The sequence below is a fragment of the Sphingomonas sp. LH128 genome (assembly GCF_000293195.2).
Taxonomy (GTDB): domain Bacteria; phylum Pseudomonadota; class Alphaproteobacteria; order Sphingomonadales; family Sphingomonadaceae; genus Novosphingobium; species Novosphingobium resinovorum_A.
Map to the genome: position 1 here is coordinate 1 of NZ_ALVC01000386.1, position 3,256 is coordinate 3,256.

General features: G+C 65.0%; 2 protein-coding genes. Both read right to left on the reverse strand.

What is annotated here, in order from left to right; translation table 11 throughout:
- Positions 1–1,092 (reverse strand): chemotaxis protein CheW (locus tag LH128_RS25830; RefSeq protein WP_037521397.1); only part of this gene is annotated, 1,092 nt, incomplete at its 3' end.
- A gap of 26 nt (positions 1,093–1,118) precedes the next feature.
- On the reverse strand, positions 1,119–2,744 hold the full coding sequence (locus LH128_RS25835) for a methyl-accepting chemotaxis protein (RefSeq protein ID WP_327195267.1): 1,626 nt from the start codon (positions 2,742–2,744) through the stop codon (positions 1,119–1,121).
- Positions 2,745–3,256: the final 512 nt, after the last annotated feature.

Below are 3,256 nucleotides of genomic sequence, written 5' to 3' on the forward strand. Positions count from 1 at the left end.
GGTGCCGTTGACCCGCCGCGCCTGGTCGATCACCGGGATGACCTGACCGCGCACGTTCATGACTCCCTGCACGAAGTCGGGCGCCTTGGGCAGGGGCGTGAGGCGCGGCGGCAAGGGGACGACCTCATCGACCGCATCGAGGGGCAAACCGAAGCTGTCGTCGCCGATCCGGAACAGAAGAAACCGCTCGCATCGTTCGCTCGCCGCGCCGCCTGTCATGTTGCCCTGTTCCTTGCCATCGCCCTGTAGCAGCCTCGCCATGATGTCCTCGCGCAGCAGCTGGTCCGTGGCGAGGACGGACAGCAGGCCCTTGCCCTCCCCGAGCCGGCAGATCGCCTGGATGCGTGCTTCCGCGCCGCCCCGGTTCAGCACTTGCGGAACGGAATCGATGTCAGTCTCGGCGACGCGCACAACGGACTGCATCGCGTCGACCAGCAGACCGACGCGATGCGTGCCGATCCTGACGACGAGAATGCGGGCATGATGGTCTGCGGGCCGGATGGGAAGGGCCAGCAGGGCCGCGAGCGACAGCAATGGCAGGAGGTTGCCTTGCAGCGGCATGGTGCCGATCACGACATCGTCCGCATGCGGCATCCGGGCGATGTCGTCGGGCACGCGCATGATCTTGTCGATGTTGGACAAGGGGAGCGCAAAGGCCTGATCGCTGATCGTGAAAGCAACGAGCGCCAAGGTGTCTTGGCGGGCAGCGCGGCTTGCCAAAGCGATGACGCGCCCGCTGGACTCGCGCTGACGTTTCTTCGGCACGGCCTGTGCGACCAGCTCCGCAACGTCGAGCAGGGAGACGTCAGGGACCGCGCGCTGGTCCGCAAGCTGAGCAACGCTGGTAACGGCCAGTCCTACGAGGCCGTCGGCATCGACGATGATCACACGCTGGCTTTCGCTCTCTTCCTGACCGATCAGCCGTCCAACGCAAATCACCGCAATAACCGTGCCGCGCATGTTCGCGACGCCCAGCAGCGCATCCGGCGCATGCGGCACACGCGAAATCCTCGGCATCGACAGGATTTCCCGCACCTGCGCAGCGGGCAAGCCCAGACGCCGTTCGCCGACGGTGAACGTCAGAATTTGCATGGCGGGGAGAGGGGCGGCGGCCAAACTCAGTTCTCTTGTACGGCAAGGACGGTCGCGATGGACGCGATTTCCTCGATCGCTGCCGCCAGCGCCTCGGCGCCCTGTGCCTGTTGGCGTGCGGCCGCGCTCGCTTCCCGAATGGCGGCTGCGGCAAGTTCGGCCGCTTCGGCGATCTGGGTGGTGCCGCTTTGAACCTCCCGAACGGACCGCAACATGGCATCCGCGCTCGTCAGGATCGCGCCGTTGGATGCCTGCGCATCCTCCAGTTCCGCTGTCACCAGCGCAAAGCGTTCCACCATGGCTCGGTTGCGGGCTATTTCCGCCTCGGCAGCTCCAACAACCTGATCGAGATCGCGGCGGACGGACACCATCTGATCCTGTATCGTGCGGACGATGTCCTTGGTCCGCTCTGCGCTATCGGCGGCATCGCGAGACAGCTTGCGGATATCTCCCGCGACCATTGCAAATCCCGACCCTGCGTCCCCAGCACGGGTCGCCTCGACCGCGCCGCTGACGGCCAGCATATTCGTCTGGATGGAAATCAGGGCCAGGCTGTCGGCAATCTTTTCGATCTTTCGCGTAGTGTCGTTCAGGCCTGCCAACAGGCCCTGCACGCCGTTGACCTCTTGCAGCGCGGTGCCGACGCCATCGACCAGCTGCTCCATCATCGCCCGGCCTTCCGTCACCGATCGCACGATCGCGGTGATCCGGCCGTTAGCGCCTTCCGCTCTCTCCTGAGCAACGCGAGCGGATTTTTCGATCTGGCTCATCGCGGCATTGGCCTGAAGGGTGGCTGATGCCTGAACCTGAGTGCCACGACTGATCTGTTCAAGCGCCACGAGGATTTGTCCGGACGCGCCGGACAGTTCCTGCACCGTTGCTGACAGTTCTTCCGCTGCCGCTGCCACCTGTTCGACCACGACCTCGCCGGCATTGCTCTGCAACTGCTCGGTCAAGTCGCCAAGCGCCTCTGCCGTTTGCTGGCTTTCCTCCAGCGAAGATCCCTGCTGCTCAATAGCCTGCTGGGCTTCTGCTGCGGCGGCGGACTGCTCCTCGGCGGCGCTCGCCACCTGCTCCGCGCCGCGCTCCGCCTCGCGGGTCGCACTTTCCGCCTCCAACGCTGTCTGGAGAATGTCCTGCATGTTCATGCCAAGTGCCGCGAGATCATCGCGCGCAACTTTCAGGCGCGCGACGACCTCATGACCCAGGCCGGCCTCGCTCGTGGCCTGCGTCGATGCCGCTCGGATCTTTTCCGCGATTTGCTGCACCTCGGTTCCGATGCTGGCGGACAGGCGCCGAATGTCGCTGGCGCCCGCTTCGGAGTTCTCGGCCAGCGTGCGCACCTCGTCCGCGACGACCGAAAAGCCCGCCCCGCTGTCGCCTGCACGCGCGGCTTCGATCGCAGCGTTGAGGGCAAGCAGGCTGGTCTGGTCCGACACATCGGCGACATAAGCCCCGATCTCGTCGATGTTTCCCGCTGCCTCTTCCAACGTGGACATCAGATCGACGGTCGACAGCTGTCGCTGCGCACTCAATTCTATGGCCGCGACCGATCCTTCGATCTGCGTGCTGATCTCGGCAAAGCTGGTCTGCACCGCCTCCGTCTGACGACGCGATTGTTCCGCGCGGCTCCGTGCGTCGCGGAAATTCATGCCGAGCGCGGCGATCAGGCCGAGCGATTCCTGCGCCGCGCCCGCCGCCTCCTCTGCCCCGCTCGAAATCTGGGCCATCGTGCGCTGCAACTCGGCGGCCGCTGCCGAGGCTTCGCCCAGGCCGCTCGCCAGTTCCTGCGTCGCCTGGTCGATGCGCTCGGTAGGGGTGGCCGATTTGCGCCTTGCAGCCGGCCGGCGAGTAGTGCTGACTTCCGCTGATGGCGCGACCTCTGCAGCAGCTGAGGTCGTACCCCTTGCACGAGAACCCAAGGTCGATTTCTTTACCAGCGCCATAAGCTCTCTTGTTGTCCATGCAGGAGGCTGTGGCTTACGGCACGGAAGCCCCTGCTACCAGAGTTCGATTTAGATGGTCGACATTGAAGCCGCCTTGAGACAAGGCGCCAGCGATTTTGAGAGCACAAGCCACTGCGGACCGTCCGCTGCCGGGAAATGAAATCCGGGCGTTGAATGACCGACATGGGTGGATGGCGCAAGGGGCTGCTACGCGCCCC